This is a genomic window from Gilvimarinus xylanilyticus (genome assembly GCF_024195295.1).
GTDB lineage: Bacteria > Pseudomonadota > Gammaproteobacteria > Pseudomonadales > Cellvibrionaceae > Gilvimarinus > Gilvimarinus xylanilyticus.
The window spans coordinates 1,763,054-1,786,514 of the sequence record NZ_JAMFTH010000001.1; the positions used below are offsets into that span (position 1 = coordinate 1,763,054).

A 23,461-nucleotide genomic window follows, 5' to 3' on the forward strand; every position below is an offset into this window, starting at 1 on the left:
AGAGCCAGAGCAAAAATTTACAGCATAGGTATTGTGTGCGGGCGTTTTAGCATATACCTTATGTAGTGATGGCGCGAAATATTTTCCGGTTAGCCTTCCCGACGACGCTTTCGGCGATGTCATGGCCTCATTCAGGAGGTGTATTATGAAGACCCCCGCTAAAAGCCACAATGACAATGTGGTCGACTTTTTCTCTGGCAAATCCTACCGCGAGCTGCACGACGAGCGTTTTATTCGCCTGTCGCCCGAGCTGGACGGTTTGGAGATGCTCTACTCCAACGAAAGCAATCCGGACAAGCTGTTCAGCTTAAAAATCCTCGCCTGGGGCCTGCGCGCCAACGGCGAAGTGGTGGGCCTGGTGCCCTGGCTTAATGACATTGTCGCCTGCACCGAAGTGTTTGACCCGTTAAACGGTCAGTGGGAAGGCTACTATGACGTGGGAATCGACGAAGTCTTCTTTGACGCTCCCATACACAAAATCATCGAGCTTGAAACCGCGGCCGAGTACTACGAGCTTGAGTGCGATAACGACGATGATGTGGTGCAAGAGCTGCCCGACACCATCGGCACCCACGCGGTTCTGGCCAACGAGACCACTCACCAGCTCACGCTGGTAGAAGTCGTTAGCTGGCGACTGCTGCACGACGGCAATATTTACGGCATGTTAACCGATGCCGATAAAGTCAGCAGTACACCGGTATTACCCGGCGACAAATGCCTGTACCCGGCGCAACTTAACGACGAGTTTCGCTACTTTTTTCAGCATCAGATCGCCAACAAGATCAAAGCCGAGGACCCCGAAGCTTTGGCCGCCATTTCCATTTTGGTCGAGGAAAATTAACCGCTTTTTGCCGGTGCCCTACTCACCTTCCTGTAGCCGAAGGGTGTAATAAAACACTCCTTCGGTCTCGCTTTGCTCCAACAACTCGTGCCCTAAAAACAGACAAAATTTGGGTATATCCCGGGTTGTTGAAGGATCGGTCGCTTTAACCTGAATAATTTGTCCCGCCTGCATATCCCGCACGGCCTGATGCAGCATCATGACCGGCTCGGGGCACAATAACCCGCTGGTGTCTAAAAGATTATCAATCTGGTGATTCATAGCGTTAGATCATCTATTAATTCTAAGTGGGCCGCTCAAGGTATTGCTAAACTGCATAGTAACAGGCAGCCCTAAGTTTACACGGTGCTCACAGCGATTCCCACGCCACCAACACCCCAGCCCGTTACTTTGCCAACCGCCTGTAGGCCTCACGCTCTATTGCCGAATTGGCGAACCAATACCGACAACCAAAGCACAGGGGCGACACTACTTTTGGGTTTTATGGCGTAGCGCACTGCGTGCGGGAGTTTGTCAGATGCCATCGTTGTACCTAAGTTCTCCACCCTCGGGCCCCGCGCCGACTGAGCTAAACGGCGACTGTCTGGCATTAACCGCGACTTTACTGCGCCCGCACCTGCCGGGGCTTGCCGATACGCTGTTAGCGCTGAGTCAAAAGGCGCGCAAAGAAAGGCACAAAGCCCTAACCAACCAGACGCTATACCAACACCTGGGGGCGGAAGGCATCAGCCAGGTGATCGCGCAACTGACTCATATGGGCAATCAATGGCTGGCCCAAGGTCGCAACCAAGCCAATTCTACCCAAGCTTTGCAGCAGGTTTTACGTCAGTGGATCGCCGTGGGCGAATGGTTGATAGAGCAGGCCCAACAATAACCCGGGCACGCCCGGCGTTTTGGATCTCCCACTGCGTTGCAGAATTTCCAGCTTGCGCGCCTTTAAACTCATGCGGCAAGGCTTCCCCCTCTGCGGTTTTGCGTTACAATAAAAATACACGGGCGCCGTTATTATAAAGGTACGCCTAGTTAAACCGGTAGAAAGGTTCGCAATGATTTACGTATTGGTTGAAAGACATATCGCCGACGGCATGGAAGGCAACTACGACCTGGCCGCGCAACAAGCATTAGAGGCCGCCCACCGGGCGCCGGGCTTTATTAACGGCGAGACATTGGAAGATATTCAGCGGCCCAACCATCGCTATTTACTCTCCAAGTGGCGTTCACTGCACGACTGGAAACAGTGGTATTACAGTGACGAACGCCACGAAACCCTCAATCAACTTAACCCTACCCTGGCGGATTTTGAGAAGATTACCCTGCTGAAAAAGTAATCAGCCGAGCAGACGCAAGTGCCCGGTAACCTCTTCGCGATCGTGATAGAGTTGCTTAAAAGCCAGCTCGGCTTTTAGGTCGTGCTCGGCGAATAAATCCAACAAACGATCGCGCAACTTAACCACCTCGGCATAGCGCTGTTTCATGGGCAGCTTTAAATTAAACACCGCCTCTTTAAACTGTCCGTCCAGCGCGCGCTCGCCAATCATATTCGCCACCCGAGCAGGCTTATCGGCAATATCGCACACCAGCCAGTACACCGGCTTTTTGGGCTGATAGATAAAACCATCCTCTAAGTGGTGGGTCACCTGCCCGGTTTCCATTAACGACTCGGCCATCGGGCCATTGTCCACCGCATCCACAAACATACCGCGGTTGACCAACTGCCAGGTCCAGCCACCGGGTGCCGCGCCCAAATCAATACCGCGCAAACCGCCTGTCAAGCGGGTATCCCAATCCTCTGCGGGAATAAAATGATGCCAGGCCTCTTCCAGTTTTAACGTGGCGCGGCTGGGGGCTTGCGACGGCTGACGCAAACGGGCAATCCCCATAGGCCACTGGGCGCTGTTCGCTACTGGCGCGACGCCTAAAAGCGCGTAATTGCCGGAAATAAACACCAGGTGCAGGCGCCAAGGGCTACCGGGTTTTAACAAGCCGCGTTTTTTTAACCCGGCGGCGAACGGCCTAGCGAACTTTTTGCTGAGCGCCGACATGGCTTTGCCGTCGTTGGTATCCAGAGTCTCTGTCCACCAATCACAGGCATTGGGTAAGGCCTCGGCCGCTGCCAGCAAAGGCGTCAGCCGATCGCTGGGGTCGGGTAGCTCTACCGCTGTGCCCGCAAACCACTGACGCACAAAAATAAGCTTGTAAAAAGCCAGTTTACGGATCAAGTCCAATGCCCCCTCGGGCTCGTGAGTCACATAAGTGACCAGAGCCGATCCTGCTTCGGCCTTGGGGTAACCGTATATCCCCAAGTCATTGGCGATGTCAGTAATCTCGGCGGCGCACTCCTTTTCAAAACCGGGCCGACAGTGCATATATAGGTGATTCAAAGTGTTTCTCCGGCGTGAATAGAGTGAATAAAGCGGGCCGCTTTGTTTGCCGCGGTATGAATATGCTGGGCGTGGGTAAAACCGCTTTTGACTCGCGGCTTTAAATCATGGTCACCATCTTCCAGCCATTCAATCTGTAAGTGTTGCGGCAGAGAATACGAGGCAGCATCGTCGCGACTGCCCAGTTTGTCCCGTGTGCCCTGAACAATCAATAAAGGGCATGGGGATTGCGCCAAAGGCTCCAGGCGCAATTTTTCCAGTTTGGCTGGCGGATGAAACGGATAGCCAAAACAAATCACGCCTTTAACCTTTTGCTCTGCGCTGGTAATGGCAGCCATTCGCCCGCCCATCGACTTGCCACCGATAAACACGTCGCCCTCCCCCGTGGCATCAAATTGCTGCAGCACCTGACGCCAGGTATCTATCAGCACCGGCTGGCGATCGGGAGGCCGCTTACTTCCGCCCTCGCGGCGCTGACGCATATAGGGGAACTCAAACCTGGCGACGCTCACCTGCAAAGCCACCAACTCAGTCGTTATCTGCTCCATGAAAACGCTGTCCATGGGGGCGCCGGCGCCGTGGGCCAGTACCAGTAAAGGAGCGTTATCGCCAGCGCGGTTAAATATCAGTTGGGGCTCAGTCATTCAGTAGCCCCGCCTCTTGGGCATCGCGTTTGGGCACCAGCGAGGTGGTCTCCAAAGCAGGATCAAATACAATAAAAATATCGCCGCGCTTTAACTGTTGCTGTAACTGCTGCACTTTGGTTTGCAGCTCAACTTCTTCAAAGCCGTACTCGGTCCCCTCGCGGGTCACGAATTCTTCTAAAAGAGCCTGTAAGGTATCGGCGGGCAAGGTTTGATAAGGTATGATCATAGCTATCTATACGGGGTTAGCCCGTGCAACAAGAATAAGGACTGGCCAATGAATCAGTATTTAGTGCTCACTGTCATCAGCGACGATCGTCCGGGGGTGGTACAAAAGCTCGCGCAAACCATTAGCGCCCACGGCGGTAACTGGCAAGAGAGCCGCATGTCGCACCTGGCCGGTAAATTTGCCGGTATTCTACAGGTTGCGGTGGCCGAGGAACATCACGCCGAGCTTCGCAGCGCACTTCTGGCCTTAGCCGGTGATGGCTTTCAGGTAGTGGTGGAAAACGCCAACCAGGGGAGCGACTCGTCTCTGCCCGCCTATCACTTTAGCGTGGTGGGGCCGGATCGCACCGGTATTGTGGCGGAAATCTCCAATGCCTTTGCCGAGCGCCACATTAGCGTGGACGAGCTGGAAACCGACTGCTCCAGCATGCCCTGGTCGGGCGAGCCGATGTTCGAGGCCACGGGCATTATCCATGTTCCCGCCCAAGTTGATTTGGACAATTTGCACGACCAGTTGGATGTAATTGCCGATGAGCTGGCGGTGGATATTCGCCTGGAGCAGCCCCCGGCGTCATAAACCGCTGATTAGCGCCCCTACCCAATAGGCCAGGCCAGCGGCAGCGCCACCTATGGCCAGGGTTTCAAGTGCCGAAATCCAGGCTGAACTGCCCACTTGGCGACCCTTAGCGGCGCCGACCAAGGCAAAGCCCACAAAGGTAAGAACAAGGCTAAAACGATAGGGGTGAGCCAGATCAACGCCCACCAGGCCCAACAAAAAAGGCAGCAGCGGCAAAGCTCCCAACAAAACAAACGCGCTTAAAGTGGCCAGCCCTGCTTTTAGGGGCGAGGCCTGCTGCAGGCTAAACCCGTGCTCGTCTTGCAGCATGGTGTCCACCCAGAGCTTTTTGTCATCGGTAATGGTGGCAACAATATCCTCAAGCTGCGCGCCAGAGAACCCTTTGGCCGCAAAAATCTGCCGTATTTCTTCGCGTTCGCCTTCGGGGTAGAGCTCGACTTCCAAGTGCTCTTGTCGTCGGGTTTTCTCTATGCGTTGATTATCGGCGCGTACCCCCAGAAAATTGCTGGCGCCCATACTAAAGCCATCGGCCAATAAATTCGCCAGCCCCAGCACCACCACAACCGACACCGAAAGCCCGGCACCGGCCACGCCCGCGACAATCGCAAAGGTCGTGATTAAACCGTCGATGGCACCGTAAATAAAATCGCGCAAATAGCTGTTGCCCGGCCCCTGAGAAAGTCGCCGGGCGATACGCTGAGGTTGATGAGACTGCACCAGTTGCTGGCGCAGCTTTGCCGATTTGGATTGAGCCATGCCCCGAGTATAGCGCAAGAGGACTGACAATAATTAACGCAATAGTGCCTTTAACTCGGGAATGCACGAACCGCAGTTGGTGCCGCATTTAAGTTTTTCACCCAGGGCCTCAACGCTGGCACAACCCCCTTTAATGGCCTTGGCAATCGTATTCTGCCCCACCTGATAACAGGAACACACCATGGCGCCTTCGTCTTCAACACCGCCACCGGGTATCCCCGCCAAAATGGCAAATCGAGTATTGGCATCAATCTCTTGTCCCAGCTGCTGTTCCAACCAGCGCATTTCGCGGGCCGAGGTTTTATCCGTGGCCGCACTGAAAACGACCTGCAAACGCCCACCGGTGAAGCCCGCCGCGCGGAAAAACTGTTGGCCAGAATCGCACACATCCACCCAATCATCGATATGGGGGAACTGATTTTTTACCCAGCTGGCCCAGTTATCCGGACACTCGCCATCCGCCAGACGGAATTTATAACCGCCATCAAGAGTAATTTTGGCCCAGTATTCACACGCCGGTGTAATGTCGTCAGCGCACACCAAAAAGCCATTCCAGGCCTGTTTAAATGGGCTGATGCGAACCGGGCTGTGTTTAAATTCGGGCTGCCCACAAATGGGGTCCACTACCGCGTTAACCAATGCATCGGCGCAGCTAGAGGCGGCGTATTTGCCGTTCCAGTGCATGGGGACAAACACCTCGCCCTCGCGCTGATCCGCGCTTTTTTTAACCCGCCCAAAATAGCGCTGCCCCTGATTGGCCAAAACGGCCAAATCGCCCTCAATTAACCCAAATCGTTCAATGTCCTCGGGGTGAATATCAATATAGGGTTCATCCACATGGCCCAGCAATTTGGCCGCCGTGCCCGTGCGCGACATGGTGTGCCACTGATCGCGTATGCGACCGGTGTTCAAAATTACCTGATCGGCCGCCGGGGTATTAACAGGCAGTCGCGCTTCAATAGGAATAAAACGCGCGCGACCGTCGGGGGTATAAAATCGGCCATCAGTAAATAAACGATCGGTGCCCTCAGGCGACTGGTCGGTTACCGGCCAACGCAAAGGGGCAAAGTTCTCGTAATCTTTTTTGTCGATTTCTTCCAGCGCCGAGATATTAAAACCCCGGCTATGGTTATTATCCAATCCGGACAGCGCAGCGTGCTCGCGAAAAATGTCGACTTGGTGGGAGTAACTAAAATGCTCGCCATAGCCCAGCTTTTGCGCAAACTGGCAGATAATCTCCCAGTCGTGTCGCGCCTCACCCGGCGCATTTAAAAAGCCTTTTTGCAGAGAAATACAGCGCTCGGAATTGGTTACCGTACCGTGCTTTTCACTCCAGGTGGTAGCGGGCAGGACTAAATCTGCCAGTTTGGCGGTATCGGTATTGCCAATACAATCGCTCACCATTACCAGGTCGCACTTTTCTAAGGCTTTGCGCACGCGACCCGCCTCGGGCATGGTAACCGCCGGGTTGGTGGCCATAATCCAGACGGCTTTAATCTTGCCCTCTTCAATAGCGCGGAACATATCCACGGCCTTCAGGCCCTCTTTGCGGGCCATATTCGGAGCCTGCCAAAACTGCTCCACCCGATGAATATCCTCGGGCTTATCAAAGCCCATATGGGCGGCCAGTTGATTCGCCAAGCCGCCCACTTCACGTCCGCCCATGGCATTGGGCTGGCCGGTAATGGAAAACGGTGTCGCGCCTGGCTTGCCGATTTTTCCCGAGGCCAGATGGCAATTGATTAACGCATTGCCTTTATCCACCCCCGACGAGGACTGATTAACCCCCTGAGAGAAAACCGTGACCACCTTGTCGTTTTGCGCAAACAACTGGTACACCTTTTCGACATCGGCGCGCTCTAGCTGACACAGATGGGCGGCGGCGGTGATATCCGGCACCTGTCCGCGCGCGGCCGCCAAGCTGTCGTCAAAGCCATTGGTGTGCGTATCCACAAAGTCCTGGTCTATGCCATTATGATCCGCCAGATAAGTTAACAAGCCGTTAAAAAAGTAGGCATCGGTGCCCGGACGCAAAGGCAAGTGAATATCGGCAATTTCACAGGTGGCGGTGCGGCGCGGGTCCAGCACCACAATTTTCATATCGGGCCGTTCTTCTTTGGCCTTGGCAATACGCTGGTACACCACTGGGTGGGCATAAGCAGTATTGGACCCCACCATTATCAACACATCGGTTTGTTCTAAATCTTCATAGCAACCGGGTACGGCATCTGAACCGAAGGCGCGCTTATGAGCCACCACCGCCGAGGCCATACACAGGCGCGAGTTGGTGTCTATGTTCGCGGTGCCCACAAAGCCTTTCATTAGCTTGTTGGCCACATAGTAGTCTTCGGTTAGCAGTTGGCCGGACAAATAAAATGCCACTGCATCCGGGCCGTGCTGCTCGATAATATCGCGAAACTTCGCGGCGCCATAATCAAGCGCCGTATCCCAATCCACCGGTTTGCCGTGCAGCATTGGGCTCAGCAAGCGGTCGGGCGAGCTCTGGGTTTCGTGCAGCGAAGAGCCTTTAATACACAGACGGCCTTTATTGGCCGGGTGCTGGTTATCCCCCGCTACCGCCACCACTTGGTTATCCGCCACAGCCGCCGTTACGCCGCAACCGACGCCACAATAGCAACAGGTGGTATTGACCGTATCGGATGCTATTAACTTCTCAGGCAAATTCATTAAGCGGCCTCTGTCTCGTCACTGCTATCTGGCTGTTCATTGGTTTGGTAAAAGGCGCGTCCCATCAACAAAAAGGGCGCGATCTCGGTCACGTCTTTTTTCTCGGTCAGCATAGAAAAGTAATCTTGACCGTCGCGGGCATCACCAATCAGTACCGCGCCTACAATGCGGTTATCGCGCAGCAGTAATTTGCGGTAAATGCCGGCCTTATCGTCTTGATAGACAAGCTCGCGGTGCTCATCAGTGGTTAGGAATTCGCCGGCGGAAAACAAATTAACCCCCGAGACTTTTAACTTAGTGGGCACCGGATTATTTTCAAAAGGGAGCTTGATGTTATTACACAGGCGCTCGGCCAGCGTCGTGCACTGCTGCCAGATTGGCTCTACCAAACCAAAAGTATCGCCTTTAAATTCCACGCATTCGCCTAGGGCGCTAATACTCTCATCAGAGGTGGCCATAAACGCATTGACCGCCACGCCGCGCTCACCTTTTAACCCTGCAGCCAGCCCCAACTCTTTGTTGGGAGTAATACCCGTAGCGATCACACACAATTTACAACTTAAGTGCTTGCCTGACTTAAACTCCGCGGCTTTTAACTCGTGGGTGCCGGTAAAGCGCGCGACCTCATCACTTAGCATAAACTCGATGTTTTTGGCTTCTAATGCACGCTTTAAGTAACCCGCCGCGATGGGGTCTAGCTGACGATTTAACAACCAGCCCGAGCGGTGTACCAGAGTCACCCGCAAGCCTTTTAACGCCAAACCGTAGGCGGCCTCTAGCCCCAACAGGCCACCGCCAATCACCAACGCATCGGTATCGGTTTTGCGGCCATGCATTTCGTGAAAGCGCGCCTTATTCAGCAGGCGGTCAACATCGCGTAAGGTTCGAAAACTGTAAATATTATCCAGCTGCTGATTTTCGGCGGGAATTTTCGCGGGGCGCGACCCCACCGCCAACACCAAGTGGTCGTAGCGCAAGCGATTGCCCTCGGTGGTTAACACACACTTTTGCGCGCGCTCGATCGCTTTCACCTGAACACCGCTAACAAAGCGAATACCCTGGTCCCGATACCAGCTGCTGGGTTTGCCGATAATCGCAGGCACATCGGTCTCCCCCGCGAGCACGGGCGAGAGCATAATGCGGTTGTAACTGCCCTGGCGCTCATCGCCAATCACGGTCACTTCAAAGCCGGAAATACCCCGCTTGATCAGCTCGTCTAAAAAACGACCTGCGGCCATACCATTGCCGACAATCAGTAATTTTTGCTTAGCCTTACTCAAATCTGCCACCTTTTGCTACCGGACGCACCAGAACTACCGACCCGAGCGCACCTTATTGGCGCCACCTGCAACCCACAAAACGCACCCCAATGGAGAGCAATAGCGTGCAAACGCACCCTAATCGTGCTCAGATTGCGCCATTACGGGGGTCCAATGGGTTTATGGGGGCAGCAGCAAAAGCCAGGCCAATCAACATAGACACTGACGACCGGGCACAGAGAAAAGAACCACGGCCTTAACCATCAACACTGGTAGAATACAAGCCTGTATCTAATGACGACCGAGAAAAGACATGTTTCATATCGTCCTGTTTGAACCCGAAATCCCCCCCAACACCGGCAACATTATCCGTCTGGCGGCCAATACCGATTGCCAAGTGCATCTGATAGAACCTTTAGGGTTTGTGCTGGACGACAAACGGCTGCGGCGCGCCGGATTGGATTATGGCGAGTGGCGCGACCTTAAAACCTATCCCAGCTGGGAGGCCTTTTTAGAGCGCGCACGGCCGGAGCGCATCTTCGCGCTAAGCACCAAGGGCCGTGCCCGTCCGGATCAAACCCCCTTCCGCACCGGAGATTATCTGCTGTTCGGCCCCGAGACCCGAGGCCTACCGGCGGAGATTCGCGAGTCGCTGCCCGCCGAACAGGTGCTGCGCATCCCCATGTGCCCGAACAGTCGCAGCATGAACTTGTCCAATGCCGTGTCGGTGATTGTCTACGAGGCCTGGCGCCAGCTGGATTTTGCCGGCGCCGCACTGCCTTAACGAACCGAATTAAAACCATTATCATGGGCGCCTTTTACAAGAGAGACGCTTTATGACCCGCATCCAAATTCTGGTGGGCTCGGAAATGGGCACCGCGGAAATGGTCGCTGCCAGCGCCAAGGATTACCTGGAAGGCGCAGGCTTTGACGCTGTGGTTAATCCACTGCCTGAGATTTCCGACATTACCGACCACCCGGACGATCTGCTGCTGGTGTGTACCTCTAACACCGGTGCCGGTGATCTGCCGGGCAATATCCAACCGCTGTACCTATCGCTCGTGCGCGAGTTTCCCGCCATCGCCGGGCGCCGCTACGGGGTGATTAACTTGGGCGACAGCAGCTACACCACGTTCGGTGAAGCTGGACGAGCCATTGACCACGCGCTCAGCGAGTTGGGCGCTGAACGCGTAGGCGAGCCTTTGGTTTTGGATGCCTGCAGTGGCGAAGACCCCGAGCAAGAGGCCCTGGACTGGCTACCCCAATGGGTCGCGCAACTATGAGTCGGGCCCCCATCGCGCTGTTTTACGGCAGCTCCACTTGCTACACCGAGATGGCCGGCGAAAAAATTCGCCAGGTATTGGGCGAGTCGCAAGTGGATATTTTCAGCATTACCGAGACCCCGATTATTGAGGCCGGCTTTTACTCGCGGGTGATTTTAGGCATACCCACCTGGGACTACGGCGAACTACAGGAAGATTGGGAAGACATCTGGGACGAGATTGACCAGGTAAACTGGCAGGGCAAGCGCGTGGCTTTGTACGGCTTGGGCGATCAGGTGGGCTACCCCGAGTGGTTTCTGGATGCCATGGGCTACTTGCACGCTAAAGTGGTCGCCCTGGGCGCCTCTGCCTGCGGTTACTGGAGCATAGAAGGTTACGAATACGAAGCCTCTAAAGCGCTTACCAGTGAGGGCACCCAGTTTGTGGGGCTGGCACTGGATGAAGAAAACGAATTTGACCTGACAGATGAGCGCATCCAAGCGTGGTGCGCACAAATAAGCCGCGAATTTGAGCTGTGAGTGACCGCCCCACTCTGGCAAACATAGAATGGGACGAGCAGGGTCAGCCTCTGTCCGCTGCTTTTGCCGATGTCTACTTCTCTCGTCACAACGGCTTGGCGGAAACCCGGCATGTGTTTATTCAGCACAACCATCTCGCTGCACGGTTTGCCGCCCTCGCCCCCGGAGCCCATTTTAGTATTGCCGAAACTGGCTTTGGCACTGGCTTAAATTTTTTGGCCGCCTGGCAGATGTGGCAAGAAACAGCGCCTGCCAATACGCGACTGCACTTTATCTCCTGCGAAAAGTTTCCCCTAACACGCGGTGACCTGGAGCGGGCCTTAAGCCTATGGCCCGAGCTGGCCACGCTAAGCCAGGCACTTATTGACGCCTACCCGGAACACCTGGGACCAGGCATACAAAGACTGCATTTCGGGGCGGTCAGTCTGACCCTGATTATCGACGATGCCGCTGCGGGACTTGCGCAACTGCTGCCCTGCCGTGATGAACGCTACCAAGAGACAAGCGCCAAAATCGACGCTTGGTTTCTGGATGGCTTTGCCCCGAGTAAAAACCCCGACATGTGGTCAGAGGCGTTGTTTAAGACCATAGGGGATTTATCCCACGCCGACACCACCGCCGCTACATTTAGCGCAGCCGGCGTGGTTAAGCGGGGTCTGCAAGCGGCGGGCTTTAGTATTGCAAAAGTTGCGGGTTTTGGCCGCAAACGGGAAATGATTCGCGCCCGGCGTGAACCACCACCCACCCCAATCGAACACTCGCGTCGTCCCTTCGAGCTGTTTCAATGCGCGACTCAGCCGCCCGATCTCAAGCAAGCCATGGTCATTGGTGCTGGCTTAGCGGGCTGCCATATCGCCCGCGCCCTGGCCGAACGTGGCTGGCAGGTGGCGGTGCTGGACACTCACACGCAACCGGCCAGCGGCGGTTCGGGTAACGCTCAGGGGGTGCTCTACAGTAAGCTGAGCCATAAAAACGACACCCTGCCGCGATTTAACTTAAGCGCCCTGCTCTACGCCCAGCGACACTACCAACCCTTTTGGCAACAAGGGGCAGGCATTGGCGAGGCCTGCGGCGTTTTACAGCTCGCATACAGCGCCAAAACTGGGCAGCAATACCGCGCCATTGCCGATCCCTGGCAACAGGAGCCTTGGCTAGAGTGGCTGGACGAAAAACAGGCGAGCGCGGCCGCAGGCGTTCAACTGGAACACGGTGGGCTCTTTTTCCCCCACAGCGGCTGGCTAAATCCGCCGGCAGTGTGTGGCGAATTACTTAACCACCCGCAAATTGACTATCTTGGCGGGCAAGCGGTCGCCACCTGCGACCGCATCAATGGCCAATGGCAGGCGCGCGACAGCGAGGGCGAACTTATCAACCAGGCACCCACCGCGGTCATCGCCTGTGCCCACTACAGTCGCGGGTTTGCGACCCTCGAGCATCTGCCCCTAAAAGCCATTCGCGGCCAGGTCAACTATTTGCCGCAAACCGGCGCCAGTGGCGAGCTAAAAACCGTACTCTGCGCCAAAGGTTATCTGGCCCCGGCAAGCGATGGACAGCACAGCCTGGGGGCAACGTTTAATCTGGGCGAGACCGACCTGACGCTGACACCCGCCGATCAAAGCAAAAACCTGGAGCATTTACAGGATTTTAGCGGCGCACTTGCCCAAGCGTTCGCCCCCTTTAGTGACCGCGACCTGCCCGGCCGCGCCGCCTTTCGCTGTACGACTCCGGATTATTTGCCCATCGTGGGCCCCGCCCCAGACGCTCAGGCGTTTGCGCGCGAATTGGCACCACTGGGTAAAAACGCTAGAGCCTATTTGGATAAATCAGCGCCCTACCACCCGGGGCTGTATGTAATGACCGGCTTCGGCTCGCGCGGGCTGGCCTACACGCCTTTGTGCGCGGAGTTTCTCGCAAGCTTAATGGCGCGCGAGCCCTGGCCGCTGGACCGCGAGCTGAGTAAAGCTCTGCACCCGGCACGCTTTTTATTGCGGCAAATGATTCGCGGTTGACTAGACTAGAGATAAAACCGCGCGAAGGAGTAAAGTATGCTCAGCAATCGACCCGCCCGCCCAACCGAGCAAGACGACAGCGGCGGTATTCACAATTATTACGAAAGGCCCGTGCTTGAAGAGATCCATAAGCAAAGTGAGCGGGCTCGCAATGGCGACCGGGATTTTATCGCCGATGTTGCCTGCGTGGCCCTCAACCATTTACCGCCGCGCTATATTCGCCACGACGTGGACATGAGCTTTTTTATGTCGCCGCTGGAATTTGATGAAATGAACGCGAAGGTAACCCAGGCCGTAAAAGAGGCCCTGGCCTTTGTAGGAACGCGCAGTGAGCCGCAAGCCTCCACCGGCGATAAAACCTAACGACCCGTTAAGTGCGCTCGGAAGATTCAACCGCCGCCGGATACATAATCTGCGAGCCACTGCCGCAGGCGATCACGGTGCGCATCGCGGTCTCGACGCTGACGTCGGGGGTTAACACCACACAATCGGCAGGCAAATGATAGACAAACCCCGAGGTGGGCACAGGCGCGGTTGGGACATACACCGTGTACTCGCCGGTGCCATGCTCGGCGGTGACAATACCCGTCACGCAAACCGGGCTCTGGGCACCCATAATGTAGGCGCGGCAGACCTTGCCGTTCAGAAGCGACGCATTTCCCTCACCGCCCATAATTTGTGACACCATTTCTCTGATGGTGCTGTAGCCCGGTGCGAGGCGCGATAACAAAGCATCCACCTTGCGGTGCAACCAGCGCCCCACCCCGGTTTTAACCAAAAGCCCAATGCAAAAGCATACCCCCAATACCAGGGCGACGCCCAATACATCGGCAGTGCGCGCGTTGACGGTCACATAATCGGCAAGCCAGGCACTTAAAGGCGCCACCAAGTCCACCACCAAGCGCACCAACCACTGCAGCAAAAAAATAAAAATGGTGATGGGCAGCACCACCGCCAAGCCGCCGAGCAGGGTTAAAATGACAAATGATCGCAAACGTCTCATGGACTAGCCTTGTTAATTGAGTACCGGGCGGTATTATGGCCAAACCGCGTTAATCATACTAGCTACCTATGCCGCATCCAGCTTTCTACCGCCTTCCCCAACTCAGCTTTATCGCGCTGCTGCTAAGCGCCAGTGCTTTGTGTGCCGAGCCTTTGAAATACACCGTGCTGCAAAAACTCGAGCGCCCCTCACCCGCCTTTACTCAGGGGCTGGAGTTTGACGGCGAGCATTTACTGGAAAGCAGCGGCTTGCGCGGCCAGTCTTTTGTTCGCAAAAGCGCTGCGCCGGGTTCTGACACCAAGCTCTGGCGGACGGACTTGGCCGACGCCTATTTTGGCGAGGGGTTAACGCTTTATGGCGACCGGCTTTACGTGCTTAGCTGGCAGGGAGAAACCGGCTGGATAATCGATAACCGAGACGGAACCATTCTGGAACAATTTCACTACCGCGGACAGGGCTGGGGTTTGTGCCAATCCCAGGATCACTTAATCCGCAGCGACGGCTCGGAGCATTTGTATTTTCATCACCCTAATGATTTCGCCCTGCAAAAAAGCTTAGCGGTGACCTGGAACAACAAACCGGTCAAACGCCTTAACGAACTTGAGTGCGCCGGGGGGCTGATTTGGGCCAATATTTGGCAAACCCCCTATCTTGTCGCCATCGACCCCGCCAGCGGTGACGTCGTACACCACTTGGATTTAACCGCCCAGGTCGAAGCCGAGGCGCGGCGCAACCGGGACGACGTACTAAACGGTATTGCCTACCACCGCGAGAGCAATAGCTTTTGGATAACCGGCAAGCGCTGGCGGTATATTTATCAGCTCGATATTGCACTGCCCGAGGCGTCTCCCTGACAGACGCATAAAATAGCACCAACGACCCTAACAGGGATAAACCTTAAATCCGGCGCCAAATTACCGTAGAATTGCGCCCTTAACCCATGCCAGCGCGAGCTATTATGGACAACACTACCGCCCAGTGTCCCAATCACCACCCCAAACGCGACTACAGTCACTGCAGTAACTGTCGGCTCAGCGGCATCTGCTTGCCTTTGGCCCTTGAGGTGTCAGATATCGAGCGCCTGGACTCAATCGTTCAACGCGGCAAACCTCTGCAGCGCGGCGAAGTGCTTTACCGAGCAGGCGATCCGTTTACGGCTATCTATGCCATCCGCTCGGGGGCGGTTAAAACCTCCCACAGCGACCGCGAAGGCCAGGAGCAGATTACCGGCTTTCACCTGCCGGGCGAGGTTATCGGTCTGGATGGCCCCGCTAACAACCGCTATCGCAATACCGCAATAGCGCTGCAGACGACATCAGTGTGCGCCATTCCCTTCCCTGAACTGGAAACCTTAAGCCGCCAGGTGCCCGGCCTGCAGCGCAACCTGCTGCAGCTGCTAAGCCGCGAAATCACCACCGAACAGCGCCAGTTTGGCCTGTTAGGCCATGCCAACGCCGATGGACGGGTAGCCGCACTACTATTAAGCTTTTCGGTTCGGCACGAACGCCATAAATTATCCCCCAGTGAATTTACCTTACCCATGGCGCGCGGCGATATTGCCAACTTTTTGGGGCTGACGCTGGAAACCGTCAGCCGGGTTTTTACCCGCCTGCAAAAGCAGAATGTGATTCACGCAAAAGGAAAAGACATCGACATACGCGACCTGGACGCCCTGCGCCAGCTCGCCCACAACCCCGAGGATTTGTAATGAGCACGCAAGCCGATTTAGCCGGTGCCTTCGCCGACATTGACGCCGCCAACCGCCAAGATCCCAACCTTGAACACGGCGAACCCAAAGAGCTGCTCTATTCCCGACGCATGAGCGAAACCCTGGCCGAGTTTGCTCCCCAGGCCTCGGCCAATCTGCAGCTGGCAGCCCGGGCGCAGCATATTGAACGCTGGATTTTGCCGCGCAGCGACTACCCTATGGATCGCGCTGGTTATAAAAAATGGCGCACCGAACTGGGCCGCCACCACGCGCAAAAAACCGCCGAGATTATGGCCGCGCGAGGCTTTAGCCAGGAGGACTGTGACCAAGTCTCTGATATGTTGCAGAAAAAACGACTAAAACGTGACCCCGAGGTTCAGGCTCTAGAGGACGTTATCTGCCTGGTATTCTTGCAACACTACCTGGATGACTTTGCCCGCAAACACGATAAAGCCAAACTGATCGATATTATTCGTAAAACCTGGAAAAAAATGTCGGAAGACGGCCATAAGGCCGCCCTAAAGCTGAGCTTTAGCCCCGAATCGGGCGCCCTAGTACAAAAAGCGCTGCAAGGTGACTAAAGTCGCCTTGCCACGGGCCAGCACAACAAGTGGAAAAGCATAGAAATTGAGCACCAAACGAAATAATAATTTTAAAATCTAGTCTGTATTGCAATAACATTGCCGAAATGAGGCCCAACGCTTGACCTGAAGGCGAAAGTCCTTTATACAAAAAGTGTGATTTAAATAACAAAAAAGATAATAAAAGGTGATGCTTTTATGAGAATTCTAACAATCCCACTCGCCTTGGCAGCGCTGGCCTTTTTTGCCGCTCCAATCTACGCCTGCGACGAAGACTGCAAAAAAGCAAATGCCGAGCAAGAACACGGAGTAAAGTTTGCCAGCTACCTAAACCAAGACTTTTGCCGCTCCACCCGGGCCGACTTTCTGATTCAGGACTATAAAAGTCTGGCGAAATATCGCGCCGATCAACTGCCGGGGGGACACAAAGGCGGGATGAACAATATTCGTAAAATGCTGGACCAGCGCGTCGACTGGTTGCGCGAATGCGACGACTACCTGCGTTTAACGGATCAGGGCCGGATATTTCGCGACCGCGACACCACCGATAAAATCTTCAAGGCCATGAAAGGCGTAAGCGAAGAGCTTAATAACCTAGTCTATAACGGTAGCCAAGACGTCATCGTGACCAATGGCCTGGATATTGCCGAACAGGACTTTGACCAAATGCTGCAATTGCTGGATCAGCATCGCACGCAAATGCAACTTCGCGGACAACTGGTTAATCTGTAGCGGCAGGAGTCGAGCGCTTTTTAAGCGACAAAACCGCCCGCTTGGGCTTGTCCGGATTGTCGGCAAACAGCCGTGCCTTGCGCTCCAGCTCTTGCGCAGTGCGGCTTTTCACTTTCACACTGGCTTCGCGCGCTTGGGCACCGGCGCCCGAATAACCGCCATTGCGAGCCGCATTGGCCAGAGCCTCAACGCCGCCACGCAGCAGGCGCGCCTGATCCACAAAGCTCATATCTTTAGGGAAATTACTGGGGTCTACCGACATGGGGTTTTGCGGATCGCCTTCAACGCGAACCACGCAGCCGCATTCATGCCGCGCTTCACCGGATGCCAGGTCGACATCCCAGGATTCAAAGTCCATTACTCTGACCTATATTTGAGTAAAAGATAACCCGCACCAGGGTGGTGATTACCGGTTGTCCGGCACGGGGGGGGAGAGATTACGCCCCTATTATGACACCTTTACGACACGGGGCGTCAAATTCGTCTATTGACCAAGCGCCTTTTCTTTGCGTTGACGCGCCGGCGGTTCGGCTCCAATATGCACCTCGTTGCGCTGGTTCGCCAGTTCAATTTGCTTTTGGCGCTCAGCAAAGCGGGTCTTTTGTTCGTCGGTCAAGGTATCGAAGCAGCGGGGGCAACAAACTCCTTTCATGTATTGCTCCGAGCGCTTCTCCTCTTCGGTAATCGGGTGCCGACAGCCAAAGCACTGATCGTAGGAACCTTTCTCCAGGCTGTGATTCACCGCTACCCGGTTATCAAACACAAAGCACTCGCCGCGCCACAAGCTGTCTTGCTCGGGCACCTCTTCCAGGTATTTTAAAATTCCGCCCTCCAGGTGGTAAACCTCGTCAAACCCCTGCTCTTTCATATAGGCAGTGGCTTTTTCGCAGCGAATCCCACCGGTGCAGAACATGGCAACCTTTTTGTGCTTTTGCGGGTCCAGGTTTTTCTCAACATAGTCGGGAAACTCACGGAAGGTCTCGGTTTCCGGGTCCACCGCACGCTCAAATGAGCCAATGGCGTACTCATAGCGGTTGCGGGTATCGACCACCAGCACCTCGGGGTCGCTGATCAGGTCGTTCCACTGGGCGGGTTTTACATAAGTGCCCACCACTTCTTTCGGGTCTATCCCTTCAACGCCCATGGTGACAATCTCTTTTTTCAGCTTTACCTTCATCCGGTAGAAGGGTTTGTCCTGGTGCAGAGATTCTTTATGCTCTAAATCCGCAAAGCGCGGATCTTTTTTAAGATAGGAAAGAAGACCATCGATGCCTTCGCGGGTGCCAGAGACTGTACCGTTAATACCCTCGGCCGCTAACAGCAAAGTGCCCTTGAGCCCCAGGCGCTCACATTCACGCAACAACGGCTCGCGCAGCCTCTCGTACTCGGGCAGTAAAACGAATTTATACAGGGCGGCAACAACAATTTCACTCATAGCGGTACAAATATCCGGTCGATCGGGTCATATTTCGGGGGCGGGATTATAGCCGGTTGTTTTTTATACAGCCAGCCCCTGCCTTGATCTGGCTCAAGAAAAGGTTACTTACCCCCACCCAGACAATTGGGCGATTCTGGCACCTGGGCCTCCTGCCACTCGGCGGGGGCGTAGGTATGCAAAGCCAGGGCGTGCACCGGGCCTGCCAGCTGCTCGCGCAATTCGCCGTAGACATTCTGATGGCGCTGCACCTGACGCTTACCGGCAAAGGCCTCACTCACCAGGGTGATTTTAAAGTGAGTTTCGGAATTGGCGGGCACATTGTGTTTATGGCTTTCGTTTTCTACGACCAAAACCTCGGGGGCAAAAGCCTTTTGCAGGGCTTGCTCAATGCTTTGCTGGACACTGTTCATAGAATTCTCCTGAACCTGAAGTAATGCGGGGCGGCATTGTACAACACCCTGACGGGGCTATTCGCCCCGATCGGGTATGGCGCGCGCCTGTTCCAGCTCCTGCTCCAAGCGCTGCCCTTCTTCGGCCCGGGGTTTGGCCCAGCGGGCCACCAACAAATACACCACCGGCGTCAGGTAAAGGGTAAAGACCGCCGCCAGACCCAGGCCGCCAAACACCACCCAACCGATGGAATAGCGCGCCTCGGCACCTGGACCGGTACTAAGTATAAGCGGCAGGCCCCCGAGCACGGTCGACATCATGGTCATCACAATGGGGCGCAAACGCACGGACGCGGCATGTTTGACCGCATCGATTACGCTCTCGCCCTTATCGCGCAGCTGATCGGCAAACTCCACCAGCAAAATACCGTTTTTGGCCATTAGGCCAATTAGCATTACCAGACCAATTTGCGAATATACATTGATACTGGTGCCTGTCAGCAGGAGCGCGAAAATAGCGGCTGCGACACCGAAAGGCACGGTGAGCATTACAATCAGCGCGCTGGTAAAGCTTTCAAACTGGGCGCAGAGCACCAAAAACACCACCACCAGGGCAATGATGTAAGTCATCATGACCTCTTGCGAGGTTTCATCCAGGGTCTCGGCCTCGCCCAAAAAGATTAAACCAATTCCCGGCGGCAGCTCTGTCTCTGCCAGATCGCGCAAATCGTTAACGGCCGATTGCAACGCATAGCCAGAGGCCAGATCAACGTCGACTTCAATGGCGCGGCGCTGTTTATGCCTGTCTAATTCCGCGGCTACTGCCTCTTCGCTTAACGAGACCACCGTCGACAGAGGTAGGAGCTTTCCGTCACGGGTACTCACGAACAGATTCACCAAGTCACCTGGATCGTTAATTTGATCACCGGAAGATTCCAAAATAATGGGAATGGCTTCATCGCCCACGGATAAATCCACTAAATCATAGCCATCCACCATCGCCCGGAGGGTTGTAGAGATGTTGTCCAAAGGAATATCCAAATCCGAGGCCCGGCGTCTATCAATAGTCACGGCCAATTGCGGCTGAGTGGGCTGAAAATTGATATCGGGCTGAGACAACCCCGGCAGCTGCTCTTCAATCTTGGCCACAAACGCTTCTACGGCGGTGAAAATACTATTATAGTCCGGCCCCACCAGAGCAAATTCTAGGCCGCCGCCCCCACCGTTAAGATCTAAACTATTCGTGGATCTGACACGCACATAGGAACCCGGGATTTCATTCATGGGACCGCTCAACTGTGCCATCATTTCCTGCTGGGAGCGCTCGCGTTCTTCCCAATCGACCAGGGGCAAGATGACCCGCCCCCGGTTGGGGTCATAGCGTCCCACGATACTAAACAGCTGCTTGGCCTCCCCGGATTCAAGCAGCGGCTGGACACGCTCTTCCATGGCCGCCACCTGGCGCTCGGTGTACTCTAACCCTGTCCCATCCGGGCCTGTGGCATCCACATAAATAACGCCGCGATCTTCCTCGGGCAGTAGCACTTGGTCGACATTGTGATACACCATCACAGCCCCCAGAATCACCAGCGCTGCCGCCACTAGTGCCAGCCACTTAAGCCTTAGCACAGCATCCAGCGAATCACTGTACCAACCGGCCAAACATCCGCCTACCGCTTGTAAACGGTCGCGAATAGCGTGAGGTTTATCACTGCGTTCGGGCACGATACGAGCCGCCATAGCCGGCACCAGCGAAAGTGCGACAAACGACGAAATGGCCACCGCAAAAGCCAATACAAACCCAAATTCACGAAACAGACGTCCGGCGGTACTCGGCAACATGGCAATGGGCACAAATACCGACACCAGCACGGCGGTGGTGGCAATAACCGCAAAAAATACCTGGCGGGTTCCCAATACCGCCGCCGCCCGAGCACCCAAGCCCTGATGCCGACGCCGCTGAATGTTCTCTAGCACCACAATGGCATCATCCACGACCAAGCCGGTGGCCAAAACGAGCGCGAGTAAAGTGAGAATATTGAGCGAGAACCCCATGGCCCAGATAGCTGCGACCGTACCGATCAAGGCGACCGGAATGGCAACACTGGGGATGAGAGTGACCCGCAACGAACCGATAAACAGCCAGATCGTCACCACGACTATGCCTACGGTCAGCATCAAGCTGACCAGTACTTCTTTCATCGCGCCGGTGATAAATTTAGCGCTGTCTTCGGTGACCACCATAGTGGAGTCGGTAAATCGCGTATTGAGACGGGCAACGGCTTTGTGCACCCGCTCGGCAATATCCAAAGTATTGGATTGCGATTGCCTCACAACCCCCAACCCCACCACGGGCAAGCCATCCAGGCGAACATACGAGCTGGCGTCTTCCGGGGCAAAAAACACTTGCGCCACATCGGACAGACGAATATCACCCCGGACGATCATCGACCTCAACTCGTCTTCTTCGACCGCCGAGGCATCGGCGCGTACCAACAGCTCCAAATCTCCCGAGCGGAAGCTGCCCGAGGGCACATCAAAGGGTGCCTCACGCAGAGCGTCAGCCACATCCCCCACCGATAAACCAAAGCTTGCCAAGCGGATAGGGTCCATGACCACCCGAAGCACTTTTTGGCGCTCACCAAACAGCACGACGTCGGCCACGCCATCAATGGAAATTAACTCTGGAATAAGATCCTGTTCGGCCCGGCGGGTAAGTTCAAGCTCGTCCAAGGTTTCACTCACCAACGCCAGGTTAATAATGGGGTTAGCATCCGGGTCTGCTTTCACCACAGTTAACGATTCCATATCCGGCGGCAGATCCCGCTCTACCTGGCTCACCGCCTCGCGCACATCCGACGCGGCGGCGTGCAGGTCCGAGTCTGGAGAAAACTCCACATGCAACCGCATGTTATTTTCTTCGCTGGACGAACGAATATTGCGTATACCCGAGACCCGAGCCACGGCCCCTTCCACGATGCTGGTCACCTCGGCGTCCATAGTTTCCGGCGAAGCCCCCGGGTAGACACCTCGCACCGATACCACCGGGCGATCTACATCGGGCAGCTCGCGCACTTCTACCGCCACCACGGCGGCAATGCCGGCAATCGCAACCAGTAGATTGAGCACCAGCACCAAGATGGGCCGGCGAATACTCAGACTCGGCAAATCCTCTTTGTGCAGTTGTTCGTGTTGATCACTCACCGGACACCTCTTTTGCGTCGGATTCCGATGCAGAAGCAACTTCTAATTCGACCACCTCAGCGATCTCTACCGGCTGGCCCTGGCGCACTTTTTGAATCCCTTCAAGCACCACCAGATCGCCTTCCTCCAGTTCCGTGTCAACCAGCACCCGACCGGCGCGGCGCTGCACAATAGTAGCGATCACCCGCTCGGCTTTGCCGTCAATCACGGCCCACACATAAGAGCCGCGCGCGCCCCACTGCAGAGAAATTTCGGGCACCAACACAAAGCGATTGCCCTGTAAGGTTAAATCGATACGAAAGCTCATCCCTGGGCGAAGGGCATCATCGGGGTTATCGACTTTTGCTCGCACCCGAAAAGTGCGCTCGGTATTGTCCACCCGACTATCAATTTCGATAATCTCCCCCGCTACGGCGACAGCATCGTTACGCCAAGCCGACAATTCGATGGCCTGACCTGGCTGAATTTGTCCGAGCAAAAGCTCGGGCAAGTTAAAGGTCACTAATAAGCGACTGCGATCATCCAAGGTGGTGACGACCGTGGAAGTGTCCACCCAGGCGCCCGGATCAAGATCGGTAAAACCAACATAGCCCGAAAAAGGCGCGCGAATCTCTTGATACTGTAGATCCACCGACGCCTGATCAACCGCAATCTCTGCCCGCGCCACCGCACTTTCAGCATCGTCCAAGGTGGACTTGGTAACCGCACCACTGTCTTTGGTTTGCTGGTAGCGAGTGAGCAAGCGGCGGGCGTCTTCTAGCTCTACTTCCGCGTTGCGCAACGTTAAGCGTTCGTTGCGGCTATCCAGCTCGAGCAGAAGCTGCCCCTTCTCGACCCACTGCCCAGGTTGAATGTGAACCTCTTCTACCTGCCCTGAGACTCGGGGACGCACGGATACAGAGCGAAAGGCACGGGAAGTTCCCACGGCTTGAACTTCCTGCATTTCGGGGGAATAAACCACTTTAGCGGCAATCACCGGCTGAGCGGAGCGTTTAACAGCAGAAGGGGTAACGTCAGAGTCCTGGCAGGCCACCACACTAAAGATCATTCCGAGGTAAAGGCTCAAGCGCACGATCAACGCATAGCGACTAGACACAGGCATACTGAACATCTTGTATTTGTTCTCCAGAGCAGACTAAAAACGGCTTTCGATTCTAAGGATTGCTTACCCACACTGCAGCAGCAGCTCCGTAAGGAACTGTTAACAGTGAATAGAAGTGAA

Annotated in this window: 26 protein-coding genes; 13 read left to right on the forward strand and 13 right to left on the reverse strand. The window is 55.3% G+C overall.

Features of this window, described 5'->3' with window-relative positions; all coding sequences use genetic code 11:
- Positions 1-145 precede the first annotated feature (145 nt).
- Complete coding sequence (locus tag M6D89_RS07645; RefSeq protein WP_253967421.1) at positions 146-841, forward strand: hypothetical protein; 696 nt, start codon at positions 146-148, stop codon at positions 839-841.
- An 18-nt stretch (positions 842-859) separates the two neighbouring features.
- On the opposite strand, the gene tusA is transcribed toward M6D89_RS07645, so the two are convergent.
- Complete coding sequence (tusA, locus tag M6D89_RS07650) at positions 860-1,102, reverse strand: sulfurtransferase TusA (protein ID WP_253967422.1); 243 nt, start codon at positions 1,100-1,102, stop codon at positions 860-862.
- Positions 1,103-1,358: 256 nt separating this feature from the next.
- Here tusA and M6D89_RS07655 point away from each other — a divergent pair, with 256 nt between their 5' ends.
- A complete protein-coding gene (locus tag M6D89_RS07655; protein ID WP_253967423.1) occupies positions 1,359-1,715 on the forward strand; it encodes a hypothetical protein in 357 nt (118 codons plus the stop codon).
- Between the two features lie 172 nt (positions 1,716-1,887).
- Entirely contained in the window at positions 1,888-2,169 is a 282-nt protein-coding gene (locus M6D89_RS07660; protein ID WP_253967424.1) for an antibiotic biosynthesis monooxygenase family protein, read from the forward strand.
- Here the strand turns inward: M6D89_RS07660 and rlmM are convergent, their stop codons facing one another.
- The 3 genes from rlmM to M6D89_RS07675 are packed head-to-tail and all read right to left on the reverse strand — an operon-like array spanning position 2,170 to position 4,095.
- The gene (gene rlmM / locus M6D89_RS07665) at positions 2,170-3,222 is read right to left on the reverse strand and encodes a 23S rRNA (cytidine(2498)-2'-O)-methyltransferase RlmM (protein ID WP_253967425.1); all 1,053 of its coding nucleotides are present in this window, start codon (positions 3,220-3,222) and stop codon (positions 2,170-2,172) included.
- Positions 3,219-3,866: an alpha/beta family hydrolase gene (locus M6D89_RS07670; protein WP_253967426.1), complete on the reverse strand. Its 648-nt coding sequence runs from the start codon at positions 3,864-3,866 to the stop codon at positions 3,219-3,221. Before M6D89_RS07670 ends, rlmM begins: the two co-directional genes overlap by 4 nt.
- Positions 3,859-4,095 (reverse strand): YheU family protein, encoded by a 237-nt coding sequence (locus M6D89_RS07675; protein WP_253967427.1) that lies wholly within the window; start codon positions 4,093-4,095, stop codon positions 3,859-3,861. Before M6D89_RS07675 ends, M6D89_RS07670 begins: the two co-directional genes overlap by 8 nt.
- A 48-nt stretch (positions 4,096-4,143) precedes the next feature.
- Between M6D89_RS07675 and M6D89_RS07680 the strand changes: the two genes are divergently transcribed.
- Positions 4,144-4,671 carry a glycine cleavage system transcriptional repressor gene (locus M6D89_RS07680; RefSeq protein ID WP_253967428.1) on the forward strand — a complete coding sequence of 176 codons (528 nt, stop codon included), beginning with the start codon at positions 4,144-4,146 and terminating at the stop codon, positions 4,669-4,671.
- On the opposite strand, the gene M6D89_RS07685 is transcribed toward M6D89_RS07680, so the two are convergent.
- Genes M6D89_RS07685 through M6D89_RS07695 form a run of 3 tightly spaced genes read right to left on the reverse strand, consistent with a single transcriptional unit; the run spans position 4,666 to position 9,404 of the window.
- Entirely contained in the window at positions 4,666-5,427 is a 762-nt protein-coding gene (locus M6D89_RS07685; protein WP_253967429.1) for a VIT1/CCC1 transporter family protein, read from the reverse strand. The genes M6D89_RS07680 and M6D89_RS07685 overlap by 6 nt on opposite strands.
- Positions 5,428-5,460: 33 nt before the next feature.
- Entirely contained in the window at positions 5,461-8,115 is a 2,655-nt protein-coding gene (locus M6D89_RS07690) for a nitrate reductase (protein ID WP_253967430.1), read from the reverse strand.
- Entirely contained in the window at positions 8,115-9,404 is a 1,290-nt protein-coding gene (locus tag M6D89_RS07695; protein ID WP_253967431.1) for an NAD(P)/FAD-dependent oxidoreductase, read from the reverse strand. Before M6D89_RS07695 ends, M6D89_RS07690 begins: the two co-directional genes overlap by 1 nt.
- A 283-nt stretch (positions 9,405-9,687) precedes the next feature.
- Here M6D89_RS07695 and trmL point away from each other — a divergent pair, with 283 nt between their 5' ends.
- From trmL to M6D89_RS07720, 5 genes are read left to right on the forward strand one after another with little or no spacing between them, the layout of a single operon-like run.
- Entirely contained in the window at positions 9,688-10,158 is a 471-nt protein-coding gene (trmL, locus tag M6D89_RS07700; protein WP_253967432.1) for a tRNA (uridine(34)/cytosine(34)/5-carboxymethylaminomethyluridine(34)-2'-O)-methyltransferase TrmL, read from the forward strand.
- Between the two features lie 52 nt (positions 10,159-10,210).
- Positions 10,211-10,657 (forward strand): flavodoxin domain-containing protein, encoded by a 447-nt coding sequence (locus M6D89_RS07705; protein WP_253967433.1) that lies wholly within the window; start codon positions 10,211-10,213, stop codon positions 10,655-10,657.
- Entirely contained in the window at positions 10,654-11,175 is a 522-nt protein-coding gene (gene fldB, locus M6D89_RS07710; RefSeq protein ID WP_253967434.1) for a flavodoxin FldB, read from the forward strand. Before M6D89_RS07705 ends, fldB begins: the two co-directional genes overlap by 4 nt.
- On the forward strand, positions 11,172-13,184 hold the full coding sequence (gene mnmC / locus M6D89_RS07715; protein ID WP_253967435.1) for a bifunctional tRNA (5-methylaminomethyl-2-thiouridine)(34)-methyltransferase MnmC2/FAD-dependent 5-carboxymethylaminomethyl-2-thiouridine(34) oxidoreductase MnmC1: 2,013 nt from the start codon (positions 11,172-11,174) through the stop codon (positions 13,182-13,184). Before fldB ends, mnmC begins: the two co-directional genes overlap by 4 nt.
- A gap of 36 nt (positions 13,185-13,220) precedes the next feature.
- On the forward strand, positions 13,221-13,547 hold the full coding sequence (locus M6D89_RS07720) for a late competence development ComFB family protein (RefSeq protein WP_253967436.1): 327 nt from the start codon (positions 13,221-13,223) through the stop codon (positions 13,545-13,547).
- Positions 13,548-13,554: 7 nt separating this feature from the next.
- Here M6D89_RS07720 and M6D89_RS07725 read toward each other — a convergent pair whose 3' ends face one another.
- Positions 13,555-14,187 carry a DUF502 domain-containing protein gene (locus M6D89_RS07725; RefSeq protein WP_253967437.1) on the reverse strand — a complete coding sequence of 211 codons (633 nt, stop codon included), beginning with the start codon at positions 14,185-14,187 and terminating at the stop codon, positions 13,555-13,557.
- Between the two features lie 68 nt (positions 14,188-14,255).
- Between M6D89_RS07725 and M6D89_RS07730 the strand changes: the two genes are divergently transcribed.
- From M6D89_RS07730 to M6D89_RS07745, 4 genes are all read left to right on the forward strand, one after another.
- Complete coding sequence (locus M6D89_RS07730; protein WP_253967438.1) at positions 14,256-15,041, forward strand: glutaminyl-peptide cyclotransferase; 786 nt, start codon at positions 14,256-14,258, stop codon at positions 15,039-15,041.
- A gap of 104 nt (positions 15,042-15,145) precedes the next feature.
- Positions 15,146-15,895, forward strand: a complete 750-nt coding sequence (fnr, locus tag M6D89_RS07735; RefSeq protein ID WP_253967439.1) for a fumarate/nitrate reduction transcriptional regulator Fnr — start codon at positions 15,146-15,148, stop codon at positions 15,893-15,895.
- Entirely contained in the window at positions 15,895-16,476 is a 582-nt protein-coding gene (locus M6D89_RS07740) for a DUF4202 domain-containing protein (protein WP_253967440.1), read from the forward strand. Before fnr ends, M6D89_RS07740 begins: the two co-directional genes overlap by 1 nt.
- Positions 16,477-16,674: 198 nt before the next feature.
- A complete protein-coding gene (locus tag M6D89_RS07745; RefSeq protein WP_253967441.1) occupies positions 16,675-17,208 on the forward strand; it encodes a hypothetical protein in 534 nt (177 codons plus the stop codon).
- On the opposite strand, the gene M6D89_RS07750 is transcribed toward M6D89_RS07745, so the two are convergent.
- The 5 genes from M6D89_RS07750 to M6D89_RS07770 form a co-directional block, all read right to left on the reverse strand.
- Positions 17,198-17,566, reverse strand: a complete 369-nt coding sequence (locus tag M6D89_RS07750) for a hypothetical protein (protein WP_253967442.1) — start codon at positions 17,564-17,566, stop codon at positions 17,198-17,200. The two genes, M6D89_RS07745 and M6D89_RS07750, sit on opposite strands and share 11 nt — an antisense overlap.
- A 126-nt stretch (positions 17,567-17,692) precedes the next feature.
- The gene (gene trhO, locus M6D89_RS07755) at positions 17,693-18,643 is read right to left on the reverse strand and encodes an oxygen-dependent tRNA uridine(34) hydroxylase TrhO (RefSeq protein ID WP_253967443.1); all 951 of its coding nucleotides are present in this window, start codon (positions 18,641-18,643) and stop codon (positions 17,693-17,695) included.
- A 104-nt stretch (positions 18,644-18,747) separates the two neighbouring features.
- Positions 18,748-19,056: a BolA family protein gene (locus M6D89_RS07760; protein WP_253967444.1), complete on the reverse strand. Its 309-nt coding sequence runs from the start codon at positions 19,054-19,056 to the stop codon at positions 18,748-18,750.
- Between the two features lie 57 nt (positions 19,057-19,113).
- Positions 19,114-22,239, reverse strand: coding sequence for an efflux RND transporter permease subunit (locus M6D89_RS07765; RefSeq protein ID WP_253967445.1), 3,126 nt, complete (start codon positions 22,237-22,239; stop codon positions 19,114-19,116).
- Positions 22,232-23,341 (reverse strand): efflux RND transporter periplasmic adaptor subunit, encoded by a 1,110-nt coding sequence (locus tag M6D89_RS07770; RefSeq protein WP_253967446.1) that lies wholly within the window; start codon positions 23,339-23,341, stop codon positions 22,232-22,234. Before M6D89_RS07770 ends, M6D89_RS07765 begins: the two co-directional genes overlap by 8 nt.
- Between the last annotated feature and the right edge of the window lie 120 nt (positions 23,342-23,461).

Bases quoted from the DNA above. Each gene is read 5' to 3' on its own strand.
- M6D89_RS07645 (WP_253967421.1), top strand. From the start codon at position 146: ATGAAGACCCCCGCTAAAAGCCACAATGACAATGTGGTCGACTTTTTC.
- tusA (WP_253967422.1), bottom strand. From the start codon at position 1,102: ATGAATCACCAGATTGATAATCTTTTAGACACCAGCGGGTTATTGTGC.
- M6D89_RS07655 (WP_253967423.1), top strand. From the start codon at position 1,359: ATGCCATCGTTGTACCTAAGTTCTCCACCCTCGGGCCCCGCGCCGACT.
- M6D89_RS07660 (WP_253967424.1), top strand. From the start codon at position 1,888: ATGATTTACGTATTGGTTGAAAGACATATCGCCGACGGCATGGAAGGC.
- M6D89_RS07670 (WP_253967426.1), bottom strand. From the start codon at position 3,866: ATGACTGAGCCCCAACTGATATTTAACCGCGCTGGCGATAACGCTCCT.
- M6D89_RS07675 (WP_253967427.1), bottom strand. From the start codon at position 4,095: ATGATCATACCTTATCAAACCTTGCCCGCCGATACCTTACAGGCTCTT.
- M6D89_RS07680 (WP_253967428.1), top strand. From the start codon at position 4,144: ATGAATCAGTATTTAGTGCTCACTGTCATCAGCGACGATCGTCCGGGG.
- M6D89_RS07685 (WP_253967429.1), bottom strand. From the start codon at position 5,427: ATGGCTCAATCCAAATCGGCAAAGCTGCGCCAGCAACTGGTGCAGTCT.
- M6D89_RS07690 (WP_253967430.1), bottom strand. From the start codon at position 8,115: ATGAATTTGCCTGAGAAGTTAATAGCATCCGATACGGTCAATACCACC.
- trmL (WP_253967432.1), top strand. From the start codon at position 9,688: ATGTTTCATATCGTCCTGTTTGAACCCGAAATCCCCCCCAACACCGGC.
- M6D89_RS07705 (WP_253967433.1), top strand. From the start codon at position 10,211: ATGACCCGCATCCAAATTCTGGTGGGCTCGGAAATGGGCACCGCGGAA.
- fldB (WP_253967434.1), top strand. From the start codon at position 10,654: ATGAGTCGGGCCCCCATCGCGCTGTTTTACGGCAGCTCCACTTGCTAC.
- M6D89_RS07720 (WP_253967436.1), top strand. From the start codon at position 13,221: ATGCTCAGCAATCGACCCGCCCGCCCAACCGAGCAAGACGACAGCGGC.
- M6D89_RS07725 (WP_253967437.1), bottom strand. From the start codon at position 14,187: ATGAGACGTTTGCGATCATTTGTCATTTTAACCCTGCTCGGCGGCTTG.
- M6D89_RS07730 (WP_253967438.1), top strand. From the start codon at position 14,256: ATGCCGCATCCAGCTTTCTACCGCCTTCCCCAACTCAGCTTTATCGCG.
- fnr (WP_253967439.1), top strand. From the start codon at position 15,146: ATGGACAACACTACCGCCCAGTGTCCCAATCACCACCCCAAACGCGAC.
- M6D89_RS07740 (WP_253967440.1), top strand. From the start codon at position 15,895: ATGAGCACGCAAGCCGATTTAGCCGGTGCCTTCGCCGACATTGACGCC.
- M6D89_RS07745 (WP_253967441.1), top strand. From the start codon at position 16,675: ATGAGAATTCTAACAATCCCACTCGCCTTGGCAGCGCTGGCCTTTTTT.
- M6D89_RS07750 (WP_253967442.1), bottom strand. From the start codon at position 17,566: ATGGACTTTGAATCCTGGGATGTCGACCTGGCATCCGGTGAAGCGCGG.
- trhO (WP_253967443.1), bottom strand. From the start codon at position 18,643: ATGAGTGAAATTGTTGTTGCCGCCCTGTATAAATTCGTTTTACTGCCC.
- M6D89_RS07760 (WP_253967444.1), bottom strand. From the start codon at position 19,056: ATGAACAGTGTCCAGCAAAGCATTGAGCAAGCCCTGCAAAAGGCTTTT.
- M6D89_RS07770 (WP_253967446.1), bottom strand. From the start codon at position 23,341: ATGCCTGTGTCTAGTCGCTATGCGTTGATCGTGCGCTTGAGCCTTTAC.